The organism is Enterobacter sp. MGH 33, from assembly GCF_000534535.1.
GTDB lineage: Bacteria > Pseudomonadota > Gammaproteobacteria > Enterobacterales > Enterobacteriaceae > Enterobacter > Enterobacter hormaechei_C.
The window spans coordinates 1600890-1620603 of sequence record NZ_KI973212.1 but is presented as its reverse complement, the minus strand read 5'-3'; the positions used below and the strand labels follow the sequence as shown (position 1 = coordinate 1620603).

Genomic DNA, 19714 nt, shown 5'->3' with positions numbered 1-19714 from the left:
GGATCGCAATGCGTAAGCAGTGGCTGGGGATCTGTATCGCAGCAAGTTTACTTGCCGCCTGTACAAGTGATGATGGTCAGCAACAGGCAACCGTCGCGCCGCCGCAGCCTGCGGTCTGTAATGGCCCGATTGTTGAGATTAGCGGTGCCGATCCCGTTTATGAACCGCTGAACGCCAGCGTGAATCAGGATTATCAGCGCGACGGTAAAAGCTATAAAATCGTTCAGGATCCTTCCCGTTTCAGCCAGGCTGGCTTTGCTGCCATCTATGACGCTGAGCCCGGCAGCAATCTGACCGCGTCGGGTGAAACCTTCGATCCGATGCAGATCACGGCGGCACACCCGACGTTGCCTGTCCCGAGCTATGCACGCATCACTAACCTGGCGAATGGCCGAATGATCGTGGTGCGTATCAACGATCGCGGTCCTTACGGCACCGATCGCGTGATCTCCCTGTCCCGCGCGGCTGCCGACCGTCTGAACACCTCAAACAATACTAAAGTGCGTATCGACCCGATTATCGTGGCGCAGGATGGTTCACTGTCTGGTCCGGGCACGGCCTGTACCACGGTCGCGAAACAGACCTATGCCCTGCCCGCTCGCCCGGATCTGAGCGGTGGTATGGGGGGGGCTTCAACGCCGGCAGAGCCCGCACAGCCGCAGGGTGAAGTGCGTGCTATCAGCAACGATACGCTGCAAAGTGAAGACGCGACCGGCGCCCCGGTGAAAAGCAGTGGTTTCCTTGGCGCACCCACCACGTTAGCGCCGGGCGTGATTGAATCAAATGAACCTGCCCCAGCGCCTGCGCCCGTCGCTGCTGCACCCGCTACACAAGCCGCCCCGGTGACCGCGCCTGCTGCTACGCAGACTGCGGCGCCTGCGACGGCGAGCGGCAGCTACGTGGTTCAGGTTGGCGCCGTCAGCGATCGGACCCGTGCAGAGCAATATCAGCAGCGTTTAAGCAAGCAGTTTGGCGTGCCAGGCCGCGTTGAGCAAAACGGTGCGGTATGGCGTATCCAGATGGGTCCGTTTGCCAGCAAATCGCAGGCAGCGTCCCTGCAACAGCGTTTGCAGAGCGAGGCGCAGCTCCAGTCGTTTATCGCTGTTGCAAAATAATTATTCGGTGGTATCCGAAATGTCAGTTTGTGTAAAGCACGTTAACACTCTCATGATGAAAGTCGGATGCCTGCCCGTATAGCATTTGCTATAGTAAGGCACTTTTTTAATTCCATCACGGATGTCGTAGTTCTGACCATGAAGACCACTTTTTCTGCTCGTTTTGTGCAGCGCATGGCGCTGACCACGGCCCTTTGCGCTGCTGCGTTCTCCGCAGCTCACGCGGACGACCTGAACATCAAGACCATGATCCCTGGCGTTCCGCAGATCGACGCGGAATCCTACATCCTGATTGATTACAACTCCGGCAAAGTTCTGGCAGAACAGAACGCCGATGCCCGCCGCGATCCGGCCAGCCTGACCAAAATGATGACCAGCTATGTTATCGGCCAGGCCATGAAAGCAGGCAAATTCAAAGAAACCGACCTGGTGATCATCGGTAACGATGCGTGGGCAACCGGCAACCCGGTGTTCAAAGGTTCATCGCTGATGTTCCTGAAGCCAGGCATGCAGGTTCCGGTCTCTCAGCTTATCCGTGGCATCAACTTGCAGTCCGGTAACGACGCCTGCGTGGCCATGGCCGATTTTGCAGCGGGCAGCCAGGACGCATTTGTGGGCCTGATGAACAGCTACGTCTCCGCCCTGGGCCTGAAAAACAGCCACTTCCAGACCGTTCACGGCCTGGACGCCGAGGGTCAGTACAGCTCCGCGCGTGACATGGCGCTGATCGGTCAGGCGCTGATCCGCGATGTGCCAAACGAGTACTCTATCTACAAAGAGAAAGAGTTCACCTTCAACGGCATTCGTCAGACCAACCGTAACGGCCTGCTGTGGGACAACAGCCTGAACGTCGACGGCATCAAAACTGGCCACACCGATAAAGCCGGCTATAACCTGGTGGCCTCCGCCACTGAAGGCCAGATGCGTCTGATCTCTGCCGTGATGGGGGGACGTACGTTTAAAGGCCGCGAAACGGAAAGCAAAAAGCTGCTGACCTGGGGCTTCCGCTTCTTCGAAACCGTGAACCCGCTGAAAGCCGGTAAAGAATTTGCCTCTGAACCTGTCTGGTTTGGCGATAACGATCGCGCTTCCCTGGGCGTGGACAAAGATCTCTATCTGACGATCCCACGCGGTCGTATGAAAGATCTGAAAGCCAGCTACGTGCTGAATACCACCGAGCTGCACGCCCCGCTGCAAAAGAATCAGGTCGTGGGTACGATTAACTTCCAGCTGGATGGCAAAACCATCGATCAGCGCCCGCTGGTGGTGCTGGAGGAAATTCCTGAAGGCAATTTCTTCGGCAAAATCATTGATTATATTAAGCTGATGTTCCATCACTGGTTTGGTTAAAAATCGAACACTTGAAAGTGTGATTTTGATCCCCATATACTACGTATCAGTAAAACTCCCGCCCCGTGGCGGGAGTTATTATTTTTTATACACACGCCGGAGCTGACATGAAAACCAAACTTAACGAACTGCTTGAATTCCCTACCCCTTTTACTTACAAAGTAATGGGTCTGGCGAAACCTGAGCTGGTTGATCAGGTGGTTGAAGTGGTACAGCGCCATGCGCCGGGTGACTACTCTCCATCAGTCAAACCGAGCAGCAAAGGTAACTACCACTCGGTCTCAATCACCATCACTGCGACACACATTGAGCAGGTTGAGACGCTTTACGAAGAGCTCGGCAATATCGAAATTGTTCGTATGGTGCTGTAGTCCCTCTGCGGTTACCCGGTTTGCCGGGTAACCCACTTCCCCGCTGTGATATAATCCCCGTTACCTATTCTCCCTTGTCTTCGGAGACGTCCTTTTGTACCAGGATAAAATTCTTGTCCGCCATCTTGGGCTACAGCCTTACGAGCCAGTCTCTCAGGCTATGCATGACTTTACCGATATGCGCGATGACACCACCCCTGATGAAATCTGGCTGGTTGAACACTTGCCGGTGTTTACTCAAGGCCAGGCAGGAAAAGCCGAACATTTATTGATGACGGGTGATATCCCGGTGATCCAGAGCGATCGCGGTGGACAGGTAACCTACCACGGCCCGGGCCAGCAGGTAATGTATGTCCTGCTTAACCTGAAACGCAGAAAGCTGGGCGTGCGTGAGCTCGTGACCTTACTGGAACAAACCGTGGTGAACACGCTCGCTGAGTACGGTATCGATGCTCACCCTCGCGCCGATGCCCCGGGCGTCTACGTGGGAGAGATGAAGATCTGTTCGCTGGGGCTGCGTATCCGTAAAGGCTGCTCGTTCCACGGGCTGGCGCTGAATATCAATATGGATCTGACCCCTTTCCAGCGCATCAACCCATGCGGGTATGCCGGTATGGAAATGACGCAAATGCGCCAGTGGGTCGATACCGCCACCCCTGAGAATATCCGCCCCGTGCTTCTGAAGAAGTTTTTAGCGCTGCTTAACAATCCTGACTACGAATATATTGCTGCTTAACACACTTCCGGCAGTGGTTCGGTTATTTGACCAGCCACTGCTTAATTGCCGCATTTACGCTTTACAATAAACCGCATATTCTATATTTTCGAGTCGCCCATATATTAGCGTCCCATATTAATTAGAACCTTAATAGTACCATCACCGGGTATCGTGTAACGTGCGTGATAATCACCCAACTGCTTGTTTTCGATAAACAAGGGAAGCTTACGAAACACTTTACGAATCTCTGCAAGCATAATAAATAAATTCAACTATCATTCATATTGTGAATGGATACGGAGTAAGAGCGTGGAGCCTACTAATTTACCAGCCAAACGCCTGAATGAAACCAGCGGCGAAGATAAGCCGCAAATTTTCCGGACTTTACGTAATATTGATCTCAATTTATTGACTATTTTTGAGGCGGTATATGTCCACAAAGGTATCGTTAATGCTGCGAAAATTCTTAATCTCACGCCCTCCGCTATTAGCCAGTCAATTCAAAAATTGCGCGCGATATTTCCCGATCCCTTATTTATTCGTAAAGGCCAGGGCGTAACCCCCACCGCGTACGCCACCCATCTGCATGAGTACATCAGCCAGGGTCTGGAATCGATTCTGGGCGCGCTGGATCTCACCGGCAGTTACGATAAGCAACGAACCATCACCATAGGCACCTCTCCCTCTGTGGGCGTTCTGGTCATGCCCGCTATTTACCAGGCTGTTAAACAGCATGCGCCACAGCTGCTGATCCGCAACGTGCCCGTTAACGATCCGGAAACTCAGCTGGCACAATTCCAGACGGACCTGATCATCGATAGCAACAGCTTCGCGGCCAGGGCATTAGGGCATAACGTTCTCTATACCGACTCTCTGGCGCTCGTATGTCGTCAGAGTCATCCTGCTTTGGGCGCAGCTTTGACGCCTGAAAATTTGCGTCATTACGAACATGCAACCTTTATGTCCGAGGGGCAGGGTCCGGATCCGCTGCGCCAGCGTATTGACGAACTGTTCCCGGACCGTCTGATCAGCTTCAGCAGTTACAATATGTTTACCCTTGCGGCCCTGATTGGCAGCAGCGATTTGCTCTGTATTATGCCTGTGCGTCTCTTCACTCTGCTTCAAAAATGCTGGCCGCTGGAGAGCATTCCATTGAGTCAACTTACGACGGAATCTGTTGAAATCTCACTGCATTACAACAAGCTAAGCCTGCGCGATCCGGTGCTGGAAAACGTCATTAACGTGATCCGCCAGGCGTTCTGATCCCGCCTTTCAGCACAAGCCCCTGCCGCAAGCGGGGCAAAAGGCACAAAACAACAACTATTTTACAAATTGGCGACCTGGCAGGCTGCTTTATCGTCCCTTTAAATGATATACTGCCTGTCGTTCGTTCAAAAATAGTTGATAATTACAACATTCCCTTGAATTGAAACGCTTTCCTTCGATATTCGCAACTGGAACACGCACGCTATGAGTAAACCCATTGTGATGGAACGCGGTGTTAAATACCGCGATGCCGATAAAATGGCCCTTATCCCGGTTAAAAACGTGGCTACAGAGCGCGAGGCGCTGTTAAGAAAACCGGAATGGATGAAAATCAAACTTCCGGCCGACTCTTCGCGTATCCAGGGGATCAAAGCGGCGATGCGCAAAAATGGCCTTCACTCTGTCTGTGAAGAGGCCTCCTGCCCTAACCTTGCTGAATGTTTCAATCACGGTACCGCGACGTTTATGATTCTGGGTGCCATCTGCACCCGCCGCTGTCCGTTCTGTGACGTTGCCCATGGCCGTCCTGTTGCGCCTGACGCTAACGAACCGCAAAAACTGGCGCAGACGATTGCCGATATGGCGCTGCGTTATGTTGTTATCACCTCCGTTGACCGTGACGATCTGCGCGATGGCGGTGCTCAGCATTTCGCTGACTGTATTACCGCCATCCGCGAAAAAAGCCCGAACATTAAGATTGAGACGCTGGTGCCGGACTTCCGTGGCCGTATGGATCGCGCACTCGATATCCTCACCGCGACGCCACCAGACGTGTTCAACCACAACCTGGAGAACGTACCGCGAATCTACCGTCAGGTACGTCCCGGTGCAGACTACAACTGGTCGCTGAAGCTGCTGGAGCGCTTTAAAGAAGCCCATCCGCATATTCCAACCAAGTCTGGCCTGATGGTCGGCTTGGGTGAAACCAACGCTGAGATCATTGAAGTGATGCGCGATCTGCGCCGCCACGGCGTCACCATGCTGACGCTGGGCCAGTACCTCCAGCCAAGCCGTCACCACCTGCCTGTACAGCGTTACGTGAGCCCGGATGAGTTCGATGAAATGAAAGCCGAAGCGATGGCGATGGGCTTTACCCATGCCGCGTGCGGTCCGTTTGTTCGCTCCTCTTATCACGCCGATATGCAGGCGAAGGGCGAAGAAGTGAAATAAAGCTGTAAAATTTATTTACAGTAAAACAAAAAACCGGCCTCGTGAGCCGGTTTTTTTATGCAAGCCTTGCAGCATTGCCATTACTCTTTGTGTGAAAGCTTCTGTGCAGTGATGTCATCTTCGGCGCTTTTCTTTGCTGCCGCGTCGTCATCGTTCATTGCTTTCTTAAAGCCCTTAATGGCAGCACCCAGGTCTCCACCCAGCGTGCGTAACTTCTTGGTACCGAACAGCAGGACGACCAGTGCGGCAACCACCAGCAGTTTGGTAATACTAATCTCACCCATAAATACCTTCTTTACATGAAACAGGCTGCATTCCGCCAAAAAACCTGAACGTATTAACGGTCATTTGGCGCGTGCACACAATAGCAATCTGTAACAAGGTGAATCAAGCATTGTTGAAAAAAACATCACATTAATTGCGGTGGCGCAAACCTGCGGTTGCGCAGAACAGGTAATTGCTGACGCGCAAGCGCTATTCGGGCGGAAATTATCTCCGTCAGCAATAACGCAGGCGTCTCCGCTGCTGCCGCAACCGTCACCCCCAGCGGATCGACAACCCTGCTCTGCCCGATATTTTTGTTACCACATTCACCCGCGGCTACCACGTAACAGGTGGTATCCAGCGCACGTGCTGCCAGCAGCGTCGCCCAGTGATGCTCCTTAAGCGGTCCTTTGACCCACGCGGCGGGCAGAACCAGCACCTCTGCCCCCTGCAATGCCAGGTTCAGCGCCAGCTCGGGAAAACGGATATCGTAGCAGGTCATCAGGCCAATCTTAAAACCCTCGACCTCAATCAGCGGCGGAATTACACTCCCCGGATCGACCAGGCGCGACTCCTGAACGCTGAACGCATCATACAGATGAAGTTTGGCGTAGCTCGCGACGATGGCACCCTCACGTATCGCCACCAGCGTGTTTACCGCGCGCCCCGGCGAGGACGGAACATGGACCGTCAATATGGTGGTGAGCGTGTTGCCAACGCTTTCGGCCAGCAGTCGTTTCAGAAACGCCCCTTCCAGCGTTTGCGCAGACTTTACCGACAGGTCTGGATCGCCATCATCACGGGCCAGTAACGCCTCGGGAAGTACCAGCAACGACGCCCCCTTTTGCTTCGCCTGATGCATCAGGGAGACGCATTTTTCCGCGTTTTCATTCCAGTCCGGCGTCACCGCGAACTGCCCTACTGCAACATACATAATTGTCTCCCGGTTAAAAACAGCGTTACACTCGACGCACTTACACAGCAAATAGCAGGTATTGACAGTGTTACAACTACTTATAGCCGTTTTTATTGGTGGAGGCACGGGTAGCGTTGCGCGGTGGCTCTTAAGCATGCGGTTTAACCCCCTGCATCAGGCCATTCCGATGGGGACACTGGCGGCAAATCTGATCGGGGCGTTTATTATTGGGATGGGGCTGGCCTGGTTTAATCGCATGACCAACATCGACCCTATGTGGAAGGTTCTGATTACAACTGGTTTCTGCGGCGGCTTAACAACGTTTTCTACCTTCTCTGCGGAGGTAGTATTTCTGTTTCAGGAAGGCCGGATGGGCTGGGCGCTGACCAACATTGCCGTTAACATGCTTGGCTCGTTTGCGATGACTGCGATCGCATTCTGGTTATTTTCCTCCGCCAGCGGACATTAAGCGCGGCAACCTTAATGTTGGCTTAATTTTTCTCTGTCACTCTTGGCTCAATATTGAACGAGGGTGATAGCATGAAAGAAACTCTGTCAGGCGTGGGTATGGTATTGCTAAGCGTCGCGATCGTCGCCAGCTTCCTGAAGATCTATCTTATTGGTTGATTCAGAACGAAAAAAACCCGCTCATTGAGCGGGTTTTGAAATTCTTGCTGACGCGTCTGAATTACAGAGCGATTACGTTAGCAGCAGAAGGGCCTTTGGCACCGTTAGTGATTTCGAACTCTACGCGCTGACCTTCAGCCAGAGTTTTGAAACCATTAGACTGGATTGCAGAGAAGTGTACGAACACGTCTTTGCTGCCATCTTCAGGAGTAATGAAACCGAATCCTTTGGACTCATTAAACCACTTAACGTTACCTTTAATCTTAGACATCAAAATTACCTTTACATTAAAAAACGACACAAATGCTGTGTCGGGTATCAGTACAACAATTGTGAGGCGTTTTGTCCAGCGGATCTTTGATAAAAAGTGACAAAAGTCGCGTTAATTTTCGCTGTTCGATTTTTATCCTTTACATTTCAATGCCTGTGCGTTTTTTGGCCGATTTAGCAGAAAAATTCAGTTAAAACTGAAACCGCATCCAGGCAAAGTAAACGTTACCGTTGTTATAGGTACCCGGTATGTAGGTCATCTGAAACGTTGCCGGACCATAGCCGATGGAGGCAAGCGGCAGCAGTACCGGAACAGGAATGTATTTCCAGTTATCACGCGCCGTGAACCCTGCCGTATAGCCCAGCCCCAGACGGAAGTTGTCGTCTGATAACGGGCGCCAGGTTTTTTCCCAGCCGTAGCCACCAATAGGCTCCCATTTATTGTAGGAGTCCTTAAACGCCATCAGGTACAGGCCATGCCAGTTACCTTTTTCATCCCAGCGAGACTGACCGAAGCCGGCCCCCCACGGACGCTCGTTATAACGGTCAGTTTTTTCTTTATCGTAGGCAAAACGTGCATGCCACGTAATGGCCGGAATATAGAGATCGTAATGCTCAGGTTCATTCCATGTTTGCGCGACGTTATCCGTGAAGGTGGTGAACCAGCCTTTATCCGCTGTATTGCTGTCTGCATTAACCGCAGACGCAAACGATAACTGCCCAATAATAAACAATAAAATCAGGGGAAATTTAATTCGTACAATCACAATGCCATTACCATATTTAGTATTCGGTGCAGACCTTAACACAGAATACTTGAATGAACGCTTAACAGCATGGGTGTTATTCCTAATTACCATCCCGTTCCTGGGAATAATCTGAGGATACATAAACTGCATGCCTCAATAAGCACATGCAGTTGACATATTTAACGTTGATGTAACAATTTGTAGAGTGCGGGAATAACTAACATCGACAATAACGGTGCCGTTACCATGCCACCAATCATCGGCGCGGCAATACGTTGCATCACCTCCGAGCCACTCCCACTCCCCCACATGATGGGCAGCAGTCCTGCCATAATAGTGGCGACCGTCATCACCTTCGGACGCACGCGCAGCACGGCACCTTCGTGGATCGCCCGCATCAGCACCGTATTTCCCCCTTCTGGCTCCAGCCTGTGATATTTATCGAGCGCATGATTCAAATAAAGAACCATAATTACGCCGAATTCTGCCGCCACTCCGGAAAGGGCGATAAAGCCAACGGCCCCCGCCACTGACAAATTATATTCAAGCAGCCACAGTAACCACACGCCCCCAATAAGCGCGAACGGCAATGTCCCCATTATTATCAGGACATTTGATATCCGCCTGAAGGTTAACCATAAAAGGACGAATATAATCATCAGCGTGACAGGTAAAACTATTTTGAGCGTCGCGGTCGCCCGTTCCAGATATTCAAACTGCCCGGACCAGGAGAGAGACACGCCCTGCGGCAATACCACCTTCTCCTCCACCCGTTTTTGCATTTCATCCACGGCGGACTTCAGATCGCGCCCGCGCAAGTCCACGTAGATCCAGCTGGAAAGGCGCGCGTTTTCACTTTTTAGCATCGGTGGGCCTTCCGTCACGACGATATCGGCCAATTCCCCCAGTGCCACCTGGCTACCGCTGGCGGTCACTACCGGCAACACCCGCAACGTGTCGACGTTATCACGCAAATCGCGGGGATAACGCAGGTTGATGGGATACCGCTCGCGTCCCTGGATCACCTCGCCAATGTTATCACCTCCGACCAGCGTGGAGACCAGGCTTTGCAGTTCATCGACGGAAACGCCGTAGCGCGCGGCTTTTTGCCGGTCGATACGTATATCCACGTAGCGCCCGCCTTCCAGACGCTCCGCCAGCGCAGAGGAGACGCCAGGAACATCCTTCACCACCTGCTCAATCTGCCGGGCCACGCGCTCAATGTCGGCAATATTATTGCCGTTCACCTTAATGCCGACAGGGCTTTTGATCCCGGTTGCCAGCATGTCCAGGCGGTTACGGACAGGCGGCACCCACACATTGGCAATACCCGGCAGCGACACGGTTTTATCAAGCTCCTCCACCAGCTTTTGCGGCGTCATTCCTGGCCGCCACTGCTCGCGGGGCTTAAAGTGAATGGTTGTTTCCAGCATGGTTAATGGCGCGGGATCGGTTGCCGACTCCGCGCGACCGGCTTTGCCAAACACGCTCGCGACCTCCGGTACGCTTTTGATCAAGCGGTCCGTCTGCTGAAGCAGCCGCGATGCCTCGCGAGCAGAGATCCCCGGCAGCGTGGAGGGCATATAGAGTAAATCCCCTTCATCCAGCGGCGGCATAAATTCGCTTCCCAGGCGGCTCAGCGGCCAGAGCGTGGCGATCAGCAGCAGACATGCCAGTGCCAGCGTCATTTTCGGGAAGGTCAGTACCTTGTCCAGCAGCGGTTCATACAGGCGGATCAGGAGGCGGTTGATCGGGTTTGCCTTCTCATCCGGGATTTTCCCGCGAATGAAAAAGCCCATTAGCACCGGCACCAGGGTGATCCCAAGCCCGGCGGCCACGGCCATCGACCAGGTTTTGGTGAACGCCAGCGGCGAGAACATTCGCCCCTCCTGCGCTTCCAGCGAAAAAACCGGTATAAATGACAGCGTGATGATTAACAGGCTGCAAAACAGCGCCGGTCCCACTTCAACCGCCGCCTTTTCCGCCAGACGCCAGTATTCCCCCGGCGCGGGCTCCTTGCCCGGATTATCATGCCGCCACTGCTCCAGCACCTTGTGCATGTTTTCAATCATCACAATTGCCGCATCCACCATCGCCCCTATGGCAATGGCGATCCCGCCGAGCGACATCATATTCGCGTTAATGCCCTGATAGTGCATCACCACAAAAGCACCGAGGATCCCCAGCGGCAGAGAGACCATCGCCACCAGCGCGGAGCGCAGGTGGAAAAGGAACAGCGCGCACACCAGTACCACCACGGCAAACTCTTCGAGCAGCTTGTGCGTCAGCGTTTTGACCGAGTCCTCAATCAGCGTGGAACGATCGTAGACCGGAACAATCTCGACGCCCTGCGGCAGCGTTTTTTGCAGCTCGCTCAGTTTCGCTTTTACCGCACGAAGCGTTTCCAGCGCATTCTGCCCGTAGCGCATCACGATCACGCCGCCAGCGACCTCCCCTTCACCGTTAAGCTCCGCCACGCCCCGGCGGATCTCCGGGCCAATGCCAATGGTGGCGACATCTTTCAGCAGGACAGGTACGCCATCGCGGGTGGCGATCACCACATTGCGAAAATCCTCCAGCGAGCGCAAATAGCCCGTTGTCCGCACCATATACTCCGCTTCGCCCATCTCCAGCAGGGCGCCGCCGCTCTCTTTATTGGCGGCCTGCACCGCGCCGGATAGCTGGCTGTGGGTAATATTCCGCGCGCGCATCTTCGCCGGGTCCGCCACGATCTGATACTGACGCACCATTCCGCCAATGCTTGCCACTTCAGATACATTCGGTACCGTCTTAAGCTCGAACTTAAGCGTCCAGTCCTGAAGGGCCCGCAGATCTGCCAGGCTGTGTTTTCCACTACGGTCGATCAGCGCATATTCGTAGATCCAGCCCACGCCCGTCGCATCTGGCCCCAGCGACACCTTCACGCCTGGCGGAAACTGCGCCTGTACCTGGCTTAAATATTCCAGCACCCGGGATCGCGCCCAGTAGAGATCGGTGCCATCCTCAAACAGCACATACACATAAGCGTCACCAAACATTGAAAAACCACGCACGGTTTTAGCTCCCGGCACAGACAACATGGAGGTTGTCAGGGGCCAGGTCACCTGATCTTCAATCACCTGCGGCGCTTTTCCGGGGTAACTCGCTTTGATAATGACCTGCACATCAGACAGATCGGGCAACGCGTCCAGCGGCGCGCGCTGCACCGCCCACCAGCCCCAGCCGGCCATCATCAGCGCGGCCAGGATCACCAGCAGGCGGTTACGCAACGAGGCGCGAATCACAGCGGCAATCATGGCGTCACCTCCGGCATCACGCTACGCAGGCTGGCTTCGGAATCAATGAGGAATTGCCCGGACGTCACCACCTTATCGCCCTCTTTGACCCCGGACAGGATCGCCGTCCAGCCCTGCGCCGTCAGGCCGGTTGTCACCGTCACAGGCTGGAAATAACCGTCCCCGGTGGCCAGCAGCAGACGCGCAGACTCTCCGCTGTTAATCACCGCCTCTTCCGGCACCGCCAGCACCGGCGGGCCTTTCATCTCTTCCGCACGCCTGACGGAGAGGTACATGCCTGGCTTCAGCTTATGTGCGGTATTTTCCAGCACGATACGGGCTTTCAGGGTTCGCGTGGTCGTCTCCATCTGCGGCAGCAATTCGCTGACCGTGCCGTGGAATTGCTCCCCCGGCCAGCTTTCTGACGTTGCTACCACGTTGCTGCCCACTGCCAGAGACTGCGCCTGCGTTTGCGGGTAGTCGACCACCAGCCAGACCGGATCGAGGCTGGCGATCTCAAACAGCGGCGCCGTTGCGGTGATTTGCGCCCCTTCCCGCACGTCCAGCTTCACCACATAGCCCGCCCGGTCAGCGCGCAGGGTGAGCGTGGTCTGCGGCTTACCGCTACGCTCCAGCAAACGAATGACCTCTTCCGGCATAAACTGCAACGCCAGCCGCTCGCGTGCGGCGCGGGTCAATGCGGCATCGCCAAGCTGACGAACCGCGAGGTACTCCTGCTGGGCGGTGGTCCATTGCGGGATCCACAGTTGCGCCAGCGCCTCTCCGGCTTTCACCTGCTGCTGTGGCGCATTAACAAACAATTTTGACACCACGCCATTGGCCGGGGCTGACACCACCGAGACGTTACGTTCATCCGTTGCAACCGTGGCAAAGGCCGAGAACGGCGAAACCAGCTGGCGCATCTCAACGTTGGCGGTTTTCATCCCCAGGTTTTGCTGCTGTTGACTGCTGATGGCCACGCCCGACGCCGCCTGTGCTTCATCGGCGTAGCGCGGGACCAGATCCATATCCATAAAGGGGGATTTACCCGGCTTATCGAAGCGCTGACCGGGCACCATAGGGTCGTACCAGTAAAGCACCTTACGTTCAGAGGGTTGTGCAGCCGCAGCCGGCTGATGCGTCTGCTTCTTTCCGACAAAATAGCCGCCAGCGGCAGATATCGCGATGGCAATCGCCATTAACGTTGTTTTTTTCATTGCGCCAGCTCCTGCGGGATCAGCCAGTTCACGGCAGCCCAGGTTCGCGCCATTTCGCGCTCCGCCTAGTTCACCGCCAGTTCTGTATCCAGTACGCCACGACGCGCCTCCAGCAGGGCCGGAAGCGCCGACTGTCCAGAGCGATATTGCGCCGTCAGTACCGCCAGCCGTTGACGCTGCAACGGTAGTACCTCGTCCCGCTGTCGCTGCCACACCGTTTGCGCAGCCTGATACTGCGCCACCAGCGTTTGCACCTGGGCAATGTGTTCACGTTTGAGCAGCGTCAGTTGATCCACCGCCTGCATTGAGCGGGAAACATCGGCGGCGTAATCCTTGTCCTGACGTTTTGACTGGAACAAAGGCAGATCCACGCTGAACATCACGCCAGCCATATCGTCATAGCCTTCGGCGCGGTGGGCGTAATAGACCTCCACATCCACATCGGGTATCGCCGCCACGGCAGATTGCGCTGAACGCGCTTTCGCGGTCTCGGCTTCACGTCGTGCGGCCTCCACTTCCGGGTGCCTGACGATCCCCTCCTGCAACGTTTTTTCATCGGCAGGAAGACGCTGATAGCGCGGCAGCGGACCGCGAACCGCCGTAATCGCGTGCCCCGTAAGCTCCAGCAGACGGCTTTGCGCCAGCTGCACATCCCGCTGCGCCAGCGTCTCTTTGTCGCGCATGGCGCTGAGGATCATTTGCAGGGCCAGTACGCTGTCCGGCGTGGCGCTTCCCGCCCCGACGCTCGCCTTCTGCACGCCCCGCTGGCGTTCCGTTTCGCGGACCAGCGTTCTGGCCGTGTTCAGCGCCTGCTGGGCCAGCGCCAGATCCAGCCAGGCCTGGGCGGTATCACGCTGAAGCGCGGCGCGGACGGCCTCGGATTTTGCCAGCACGCTTCGCGCCTGCGCCTGAAAGGTCTGCGCTTTACGTTCCCGCTTCTCTGAGCTGACGTAGCTTTGCATGATGCCAACCTTCTGCATGGTCATCCCTTCGCGCGTCAGCCGCCGATCGTTGCTGCCCTGTACCGGCACGTTTTCGATACCGAATTTCAGTTTTGGGTCAGGTAATTGCGTGGCGGAATCCGCCATCGCATCCAGCGCCTGCGCTTCGTTACGGCTGGCGGAGAGTTCTGCTGAGTAGCGCTGGGCTTCGGTGAGGGTGTGTTCGAGCGTCCACGGCTCCGCCTGCGCGGCGGAGGTTAACAGGCCGAACAACACCCCACCGAGCCACAGGCTCAGTGTGTGTTGTTTCATGGTGACCTCGCTTAGCGTGCTGGCGTCAGCGAGATAATCTGGAAACCGTCACCCGCACGCTCAAGCGTGAAGGTCACTTCATCCCCCGGTTTGGCGTCATTCAGCGTGGCGTCGGCAGATAAAGTAAACGGCATGGTCATTGCTGGCCATTTTAGTTCCGGTATGGCCTCGTGCCGGAGCATGACGGCGCCGTCAGAGATCGACTGAACCACGCCGCGGCCCTGCCAGGTCTGGTTTGCCTGAACGGTATAAGAAGCGAAAGAGACGGACGCGCCAACCAGCGCGGAAAGGAATATAGTACGCATGAAAAAAACTCCTGTTAAACGTTAAGTAAATAAAATCAACGAATTAACAGGTTTTTACTCCCGAAACCGGCAGTAGCGGATCGTTGCCGGCGGCCCCACAGCAGGGGGGGTAACGGACCACGCAGAATGGCTTGCAGACGAGCACTCTGGGGTCGTTAAGGTCAGAGTCATGGCGGCAGGCAGCGCCACCAGATGCGGCTGGGCAGGATCTTTTTGTACCTGATCCGGCACACAATGCTTTTCACACAGCGGTGAAGCACCGGCAGCATAATGCGGCCCCGGTTGCGCCATCATGTCCATATGCTGGATGGTGGCCACCTCACCGCGCAAATCCATTGAACATTGATGGGAGGCGACGGCAACCTGACTCTGGATCAACAGCCAGCCAAACGCCAGCAAAAACATCAGCAGATGTTTTTTGATAAAGCGCAGGCGATATGTCCAGCTGGCGTGCATATTCAGATCGTCGGATAGGGTAAAAGTGAACCGAGTATAAGCAGGCAAAAGAATGAAAGAGAAGTGGTTTTAAAGAGATTTACGTTTTAAATCGATTGTCGGCAAGTAATACTCAAAACCTTAACACTTTACCATCATTTTAATGACATATAATATCTATTCATCAGGTCAATAACGTCTTAATATAAATGACGCAGGGTTAGCGAAAATATCGTCATCAGTGCCTTTAGTAGTCTCTTTCTTGATTTTAATCAGCAAGGACTGGACATTTATTCGGCACATTTCAGCTTCTTTTTTATTGATTATTTGTCTCTCGGGCAGCAAGGATACAGGGGAAATCATGCTTACTTTTCTCGAACTCCTCATTGGAGTCGTGGTCATTGTTGGTGTAGCACGCTACATCATTAAAGGTTACTCAGCCACCGGCGTGCTATTTGTCGGCGGCCTGACGCTGCTGATCATTAGCGCGCTAATGGGTCATCAGGTTTTACCCGCCAGCGAAGCCAGCACCGGATATACCGCTACCGATATTGTGGAATATATAAAAATTCTGCTGATGAGCCGCGGCGGCGATCTGGGCATGATGATCATGATGCTCTGCGGATTTGCTGCCTATATGACCCATATCGGCGCGAATGATATGGTGGTAAAGCTGGCTTCTAAGCCGCTGCAATATATTAATTCCCCCTATCTGCTGATGGTCGCGGCCTATTTCCTGGCCTGTCTGATGTCATTAGCCGTTTCCTCAGCAACGGGCCTTGGCGTGCTGTTAATGGCAACGTTATTCCCGGTAATGGTTAACGTCGGGATCAGCCGTGGCGCAGCGGCGGCTATTTGCGCCTCTCCGGCGGCGATTATTCTCTCCCCTACTTCCGGTGACGTAGTGCTGGCCGCAAAAGCCGCGGAAATGTCGTTGATTGACTTCGCCTTCAAAACCACACTACCGATCTCCATCACCGCTATTCTCGGCATGGGCGTGGCGCATTTCTTCTGGCAGCGCTATCTCGATAAGAAAGAGAACGTCAGCCACGAAATGATGGACGTCAGCGAAATCACCACTACCGCCCCGGCGTTTTATTCCATCCTGCCCTTCACGCCGATTATTGGCGTGCTTATTTTCGACGGCAAATGGGGCCCGCAGCTGCACATCATCACTATCCTGGTGATCTGTATGCTGCTGGCGGCCATCCTGGAGTTCGTTCGTGGTTTTAATACCCAGAAAGTGTTCACGGGTCTGGAAGTTGCCTTCCGCGGTATGGCGGATGCCTTCGCGGGCGTGGTAATGCTGTTGGTTGCCGCGGGGGTGTTTGCCCAGGGGCTGAGCACCATCGGCTTTATTCAGAGCCTGATCTCTATCGCCACCTCGTTCGGCTCGGCCAGTATTATCCTGATGCTGGTGCTGGTGGTGCTGACCATGCTGGCGGCGATGACGACCGGCTCCGGTAACGCGCCGTTCTACGCCTTTGTTGAGATGATCCCTAAGCTGGCGCACTCCTCCGGCATCAACCCGGCTTACCTGTCCATTCCGATGCTTCAGGCCTCCAACCTGGGCCGTACCATTTCTCCGGTATCGGGCGTGGTGGTTGCGGTTGCGGGGATGGCGAAAATCTCTCCGTTTGAAGTGGTAAAACGCACGTCAGTGCCAGTGCTGGTTGGCCTGATTATCGTTATTATCGCCACCGAAGTACTGGTTCCCGGCGCTGCCTAAGCGAAATTCCTGATTTCCAAAAAGCGCCTGCGGGCGCTTTTTGTGCTTTAATAACCCCCAGAAATTAATCGCGCCCAACCAATCAGGAAAGCAAATGTTCAGGAAGGATATCGTTATCCCGTCTGGCGCAGTAGCGCTTGCACTCTGTGTCTTCTCAATTCAGGCAGATCCGCTTAAGCCAACCCAGTACGGCGATTTCGATCGCTACGTTCTGGCCCTTTCCTGGCAAACCGGATTTTGCCAGAGCATGGTCGAACGTAACCGTGACGAACCGGAAGAGTGTCGCCTGCAAAAAGAGAGCAGCAACAAAACCGATTTTCTGACCGTCCACGGCTTATGGCCCGCGCTGCCGAAATCTATTGCCGCTCGCGGAGTGGATGAACGCCGCTGGATGCGCTTCGGCTGTGCCACTCGTCCGGTTCCGAATATGCCGGAAGCAAAAGCCAGCCGCAAATGTGACGCCGCAGAGACCGGACTATCGCTAACCGGCGCGGCGAAGCTGAACAGCGTGATGCCCGGCGCGGGCGGCAACTCCTGCCTTGAACGTTATGAATACGCGAAACACGGCGTCTGCTTTGGTTTTGATCCCGACGCTTACTTCGGCACCATGGTGCGCATGAACCAGGAAGTGAAGCACAGCGCGGCAGGAAAATTTCTGGCGGAAAATTATGGCAAAACCGTCCGCCGCAGCGACTTCGATGCAGCCGTGGCCAAAAGCTGGGGGAAACAGAGCGTAAAAGCGTTCAAGCTTACCTGCCACGGCAATCCGGCTTATCTGACCGAGATGCAGATCTCGCTGAACGCCAGCACCATCAACAACCCGCTCTCTGCCGGCTCCTTTGCGCCACAGCCGCATCCGGGCAACTGCGGCAAACAGTTTGTCATTGATAAAGCCGGTTACTGATGCTGCGCCGGGCACCTTTTTGCCCGGTTTTTCATTGATTTCCGTGATATGACGATTAACCTCACACTTCCGCTCACACGCATCATTTTTCCAGCAAAAGCATTATTAATCCGGTAAACATCACTGAAACCTCCCCGCCATAATCATGGCGTTATCTACAGGAGGAATTTCACATGGCTAAAAAACTGATTGCACTGTGCGCCTGCCCGATGGGCCTGGCACATACCTTCATGGCAGCCCAGGCGCTGGAAGACGCGGCGACGGAAGCCGGTTATGAGGTAAAAATTGAAACCCAGGGCGCGGACGGGATCCAGAATCGCCTGACCCCACAGGATATTGCCGACGCTGACATTATTATCCACGCCATCGCGATCACCCCGGAAGACAATGAGCGCTTCGAAACGCGCGACGTGTATGAGATTACGCTTCAGGACGCTATTAAAAACGCGGCAGGCACCCTGAAAGAGATCGAAGAGATGATTGCAGCAGAACAATAATAATCCTCACACCCAGGGGTTTTCGTCATGGCTATTAAAAAACGCAGCGCGGTTCGCCCGGACAGTCACGAGGGTGACACACTTGCCATCAAATCCGCACCGGTTGCCGCCGGTGCGTCTTTCTGGAAAGAGCTTCCACAGCACATTATGTCGGGGATATCCCGCATGGTGCCAACGCTTATCATGGGCGGGGTTATCCTCGCCATTTCACAGCTCATCGCCTACGTCTGGCTGGAGATCCCGCCTGACACCGGTATTCTCGACGCGCTTAACTCAGGCAAATTCACCGGTTTCAATCTCTCGGTATTGAAATTTGGCTATCTGACCGAATCGTTCGGCGGGCTGCTGTTCAGCTTCGCCATCCCGATGTTTGCCGCCTTTGTCGCCAACTCTATCGGCGGAAAGCTGGCCTTCCCGGCCGGGTTTATCGGTGGCCTTGTCGCCACGCAGCCGACGCTGGTGCTGAACTTTGATGCGGAAAAACTGACCTGGCTTGCCACCAAACCCGTGCCCTCCACGTTTATTGGCGCGCTGATTATCGCCATAGCCGCAGGCTATCTGGTCAAATGGCTGAATAGCCGTATTAACGTACCGCAGTATCTGCTGGCCTTTAAAAGCACCTTTCTGATCCCAATCCTCTCGGCGCTGTTTGTGATGCTGGCGATGTATTACATCATCACGCCGATTGGCGGCTGGCTGAATGCAGGTATGCGGACCGTACTGCTGGCGGCGGGTCAGGCGGGCTCCATGATGTACGCCATCGGGATGGCGGCGGCCACGGCGATCGATCTTGGCGGCCCCATTAACAAAGCGGCGGGATTTGTTGGCCTGGGGCTGACAACCGATCATGTCCTGCCCATCACCTCCCGCGCCGTGGCGATTGTTATTCCGCCCATTGGTCTGGGGCTGGCCACGCTGATTGACCATCGTCTGACCGGCAAACGCCTGTTTAGTCCGCAGCTTTATCCGCAAGGCAAAACGGCCATGTTCCTCGCCTTTATGGGCATCAGTGAAGGGGCCATCCCGTTCCTGCTGGAAAATCCGCTTGCGACGCTGCCGGCGTATATGGCGGGTGCGATCGCGGGTGCGATGACCGCCACCGCGCTCGGTGCCGTGCAGTGGTTCCCTGAATCGGCGATCTGGGCGTGGCCGCTGGTCACCAATCTGGGGGCGTACATGCTCAGTATTGTGGTCGGGGCGGCGATCACCGCGCTGTTAGTCGTGATTATTCGTAACAGTCTGCACAAGCGCGGAAAACTCGCTATCGACACGCTGTAACGGGG

General features: G+C 54.9%; 19 protein-coding genes and 1 pseudogene. 11 read left to right on the top strand and 9 right to left on the bottom strand.

Annotated elements, in window-relative coordinates:
* The first annotated feature begins 8 nt into the window (after nt 1–8).
* The 6 genes from rlpA to lipA all read left to right on the top strand — a co-directional run bounded on the left by rlpA (nt 9) and on the right by lipA (nt 5990).
* Nucleotides 9–1115 carry an endolytic peptidoglycan transglycosylase RlpA gene (rlpA, locus tag L379_RS16245; protein ID WP_032652961.1) on the top strand — a complete coding sequence of 369 codons (1107 nt, stop codon included), beginning with the start codon at nt 9–11 and terminating at the stop codon, nt 1113–1115.
* 138 nt (nt 1116–1253) lie between these two features.
* Nucleotides 1254–2465: a D-alanyl-D-alanine carboxypeptidase DacA gene (dacA, locus tag L379_RS16250; RefSeq protein ID WP_032652959.1), complete on the top strand. Its 1212-nt coding sequence runs from the start codon at nt 1254–1256 to the stop codon at nt 2463–2465.
* Between the two features lie 107 nt (nt 2466–2572).
* The gene (gene ybeD, locus L379_RS16255) at nt 2573–2836 is read left to right on the top strand and encodes a DUF493 family protein YbeD (RefSeq protein ID WP_003858718.1); all 264 of its coding nucleotides are present in this window, start codon (nt 2573–2575) and stop codon (nt 2834–2836) included.
* A 94-nt stretch (nt 2837–2930) separates the two neighbouring features.
* Nucleotides 2931–3572, top strand: coding sequence for a lipoyl(octanoyl) transferase LipB (lipB, locus tag L379_RS16260; protein WP_017382471.1), 642 nt, complete (start codon nt 2931–2933; stop codon nt 3570–3572).
* 291 nt (nt 3573–3863) lie between these two features.
* Entirely contained in the window at nt 3864–4817 is a 954-nt protein-coding gene (locus tag L379_RS16265; RefSeq protein WP_032647690.1) for a YbeF family transcriptional regulator, read from the top strand.
* Between the two features lie 207 nt (nt 4818–5024).
* Nucleotides 5025–5990: a lipoyl synthase gene (gene lipA / locus L379_RS16270; RefSeq protein ID WP_006809637.1), complete on the top strand. Its 966-nt coding sequence runs from the start codon at nt 5025–5027 to the stop codon at nt 5988–5990.
* 80 nt (nt 5991–6070) lie between these two features.
* On the opposite strand, the gene tatE is transcribed toward lipA, so the two are convergent.
* Together tatE and L379_RS16280 are read right to left on the bottom strand one after the other, a co-directional pair.
* The gene (tatE, locus tag L379_RS16275; protein ID WP_003858723.1) at nt 6071–6274 is read right to left on the bottom strand and encodes a twin-arginine translocase subunit TatE; all 204 of its coding nucleotides are present in this window, start codon (nt 6272–6274) and stop codon (nt 6071–6073) included.
* A 125-nt stretch (nt 6275–6399) separates the two neighbouring features.
* A complete protein-coding gene (locus tag L379_RS16280) occupies nt 6400–7188 on the bottom strand; it encodes a deaminated glutathione amidase (protein ID WP_017382473.1) in 789 nt (262 codons plus the stop codon).
* A gap of 67 nt (nt 7189–7255) precedes the next feature.
* Between L379_RS16280 and crcB the strand changes: the two genes are divergently transcribed.
* A complete protein-coding gene (crcB, locus tag L379_RS16285) occupies nt 7256–7639 on the top strand; it encodes a fluoride efflux transporter CrcB (RefSeq protein WP_017382474.1) in 384 nt (127 codons plus the stop codon).
* A gap of 219 nt (nt 7640–7858) precedes the next feature.
* On the opposite strand, the gene cspE is transcribed toward crcB, so the two are convergent.
* From cspE to L379_RS16320, 7 genes and pseudogenes are all read right to left on the bottom strand, one after another.
* Complete coding sequence (cspE, locus tag L379_RS16290) at nt 7859–8068, bottom strand: transcription antiterminator/RNA stability regulator CspE (protein WP_002439184.1); 210 nt, start codon at nt 8066–8068, stop codon at nt 7859–7861.
* 190 nt (nt 8069–8258) lie between these two features.
* Nucleotides 8259–8834 carry a lipid IV(A) palmitoyltransferase PagP gene (gene pagP, locus L379_RS16295; RefSeq protein ID WP_017382475.1) on the bottom strand — a complete coding sequence of 192 codons (576 nt, stop codon included), beginning with the start codon at nt 8832–8834 and terminating at the stop codon, nt 8259–8261.
* Between the two features lie 161 nt (nt 8835–8995).
* Nucleotides 8996–12112 (bottom strand): efflux RND transporter permease subunit, encoded by a 3117-nt coding sequence (locus tag L379_RS16300; RefSeq protein ID WP_032652958.1) that lies wholly within the window; start codon nt 12110–12112, stop codon nt 8996–8998.
* A complete protein-coding gene (locus tag L379_RS16305; RefSeq protein WP_032652956.1) occupies nt 12109–13308 on the bottom strand; it encodes an efflux RND transporter periplasmic adaptor subunit in 1200 nt (399 codons plus the stop codon). The genes L379_RS16300 and L379_RS16305 overlap by 4 nt, the downstream gene beginning before the upstream one ends.
* Nucleotides 13305–14561: pseudogene (locus tag L379_RS16310) on the bottom strand (TolC family protein). Before L379_RS16310 ends, L379_RS16305 begins: the two are co-directional and overlap by 4 nt.
* An 11-nt stretch (nt 14562–14572) precedes the next feature.
* The gene (locus L379_RS16315; protein ID WP_032652954.1) at nt 14573–14866 is read right to left on the bottom strand and encodes a copper-binding protein; all 294 of its coding nucleotides are present in this window, start codon (nt 14864–14866) and stop codon (nt 14573–14575) included.
* Between the two features lie 54 nt (nt 14867–14920).
* The gene (locus L379_RS16320) at nt 14921–15322 is read right to left on the bottom strand and encodes a hypothetical protein (protein WP_032652952.1); all 402 of its coding nucleotides are present in this window, start codon (nt 15320–15322) and stop codon (nt 14921–14923) included.
* A 340-nt stretch (nt 15323–15662) separates the two neighbouring features.
* Between L379_RS16320 and dcuC the strand changes: the two genes are divergently transcribed.
* From dcuC to L379_RS16340, 4 genes are all read left to right on the top strand, one after another.
* Nucleotides 15663–17030 carry an anaerobic C4-dicarboxylate transporter DcuC gene (gene dcuC / locus L379_RS16325; protein ID WP_017382481.1) on the top strand — a complete coding sequence of 456 codons (1368 nt, stop codon included), beginning with the start codon at nt 15663–15665 and terminating at the stop codon, nt 17028–17030.
* A gap of 94 nt (nt 17031–17124) precedes the next feature.
* On the top strand, nt 17125–17934 hold the full coding sequence (gene rna / locus L379_RS16330) for a ribonuclease I (RefSeq protein ID WP_003858741.1): 810 nt from the start codon (nt 17125–17127) through the stop codon (nt 17932–17934).
* A gap of 173 nt (nt 17935–18107) precedes the next feature.
* Nucleotides 18108–18431 carry a PTS fructose transporter subunit IIB gene (locus tag L379_RS16335; RefSeq protein WP_017382483.1) on the top strand — a complete coding sequence of 108 codons (324 nt, stop codon included), beginning with the start codon at nt 18108–18110 and terminating at the stop codon, nt 18429–18431.
* A gap of 27 nt (nt 18432–18458) precedes the next feature.
* Nucleotides 18459–19709 carry a PTS fructose transporter subunit IIC gene (locus L379_RS16340; protein WP_017382484.1) on the top strand — a complete coding sequence of 417 codons (1251 nt, stop codon included), beginning with the start codon at nt 18459–18461 and terminating at the stop codon, nt 19707–19709.
* Nucleotides 19710–19714 lie beyond the last annotated feature (5 nt).

Bases quoted from the DNA above. Each gene is read 5' to 3' on its own strand.
- L379_RS16305 (WP_032652956.1), bottom strand. From the start codon at position 13,308: ATGAAAAAAACAACGTTAATGGCGATTGCCATCGCGATATCTGCCGCT.
- L379_RS16280 (WP_017382473.1), bottom strand. From the start codon at position 7,188: ATGTATGTTGCAGTAGGGCAGTTCGCGGTGACGCCGGACTGGAATGAA.
- L379_RS16320 (WP_032652952.1), bottom strand. From the start codon at position 15,322: ATGCACGCCAGCTGGACATATCGCCTGCGCTTTATCAAAAAACATCTG.
- lipA (WP_006809637.1), top strand. From the start codon at position 5,025: ATGAGTAAACCCATTGTGATGGAACGCGGTGTTAAATACCGCGATGCC.
- tatE (WP_003858723.1), bottom strand. From the start codon at position 6,274: ATGGGTGAGATTAGTATTACCAAACTGCTGGTGGTTGCCGCACTGGTC.
- ybeD (WP_003858718.1), top strand. From the start codon at position 2,573: ATGAAAACCAAACTTAACGAACTGCTTGAATTCCCTACCCCTTTTACT.
- dcuC (WP_017382481.1), top strand. From the start codon at position 15,663: ATGCTTACTTTTCTCGAACTCCTCATTGGAGTCGTGGTCATTGTTGGT.
- cspE (WP_002439184.1), bottom strand. From the start codon at position 8,068: ATGTCTAAGATTAAAGGTAACGTTAAGTGGTTTAATGAGTCCAAAGGA.
- rlpA (WP_032652961.1), top strand. From the start codon at position 9: ATGCGTAAGCAGTGGCTGGGGATCTGTATCGCAGCAAGTTTACTTGCC.
- L379_RS16335 (WP_017382483.1), top strand. From the start codon at position 18,108: ATGGCTAAAAAACTGATTGCACTGTGCGCCTGCCCGATGGGCCTGGCA.
- dacA (WP_032652959.1), top strand. From the start codon at position 1,254: ATGAAGACCACTTTTTCTGCTCGTTTTGTGCAGCGCATGGCGCTGACC.
- rna (WP_003858741.1), top strand. From the start codon at position 17,125: ATGTTCAGGAAGGATATCGTTATCCCGTCTGGCGCAGTAGCGCTTGCA.
- L379_RS16300 (WP_032652958.1), bottom strand. From the start codon at position 12,112: ATGATTGCCGCTGTGATTCGCGCCTCGTTGCGTAACCGCCTGCTGGTG.
- L379_RS16315 (WP_032652954.1), bottom strand. From the start codon at position 14,866: ATGCGTACTATATTCCTTTCCGCGCTGGTTGGCGCGTCCGTCTCTTTC.
- L379_RS16340 (WP_017382484.1), top strand. From the start codon at position 18,459: ATGGCTATTAAAAAACGCAGCGCGGTTCGCCCGGACAGTCACGAGGGT.